1 protein-coding gene is annotated in these 1,156 nt (G+C 26.3%); it reads left to right on the top strand.

Going from position 1 to position 1,156, the window contains the following annotated elements; translation table 11 throughout:
• The first annotated feature begins 741 nt into the window (after positions 1 to 741).
• Entirely contained in the window at positions 742 to 879 is a 138-nt protein-coding gene (locus tag AC1DTM_RS27595; protein WP_000283272.1) for a hypothetical protein, read from the top strand.
• The last annotated feature ends 277 nt before the right edge of the window (positions 880 to 1,156 follow it).

Raw genomic sequence — 1,156 nt, 5'->3', positions numbered from 1 at the left:
CTTTAGAAATCTCCTGTAAATCCGTTTTCCATTGTCTTATTAAATCTTTTTTTCGCATCGGACTGTGTTTGAATTAATCACCAAAGAGATATATACACTTTTTTAATCCAATTGTCTATTTTATTCATATTATTATTTATTCTGTAATTTATATGTAACAAAGAACAAAGCACCCTTTATGGGCGCTTAACTTTTCTATCGTTAACAAAGTCAACATCATCATCTTCATTAATACTTTAAATAACAACTTCATTCCTACTTTCTATTGAAAGGTTCCGCTTTTGTTTTCTTTTTATTATTTAAAGTTCACCATACTCATTTTCATTAAAATAATTTAACTTTAATAATTAAACATTAACTATAATAATCTTAATTAATCCATATGAACCTCCTACTAAAAAATATTTTCAATATAATATAATGGTACTTTAAATACACTTTTACTTTATTTGGATATGTACAATTACATAAAATTATGTATAATTTCGTCTAAAAAAGTCTTTCCTTGTCGATTCATGTAGATTAAACTTTAAATATAATGGTTTAATGTTTTTGCTTCACCCTCTTCATAGGAGAAATGAAGGGTTTTTGTCATTTTCGTAATAGTAAGCGCTTATAAAATGTCCAATCATTTCGATATGTAATATTTCATAAAACATTGTTGGTTTATTTTTTAAAATATTCAGGGAAAACAGACGAAATTCAACAGAATAATTTATCAGACGGGGAGAAAATGATCGTATGTATCCAAAATTTATTGATAAAATAGCGTTTTCGAAGGCGCATAAAGAGTTATTAATTAAACTGTATAATAAAGAAATTTCAAGAAGCGAGTATAATCAATTGGTAGATGCTTTTTATCGGCCACAACAAAAGTAAATATGAAATAYGTGTTTATTGTTTTATGTCTTTTATAGTTTTTATCATTTTTGGGACAAGCTCTTCTGCTAGGTTAATGGGCATGTGGCGGTACCCCTACTTCAAAATGTTATCTCCAACTTTTTGACACATTGTTTTTCATAGAAATCACGCCACTTCAAAAGGTGTACCCTTTGATACGAAAATAATTCACATGAAATTATTGTAATTTTATATATTTTTTTAAAATATAACATTTATTAATGATATTCAATTAATTTTATAGGATCCACAATTG

Source organism: Bacillus sp. P4_D3, from assembly GCF_056401855.1.
Note: the sequence above shows the minus strand (reverse complement) of the source record. Positions and strands in the feature narration are given on the sequence as shown.

Excerpts from the sequence above, each read along its gene's own strand:
- AC1DTM_RS27595 (WP_000283272.1), top strand. The coding sequence starts at position 742 with ATGTATCCAAAATTTATTGATAAAATAGCGTTTTCGAAGGCGCATAAA.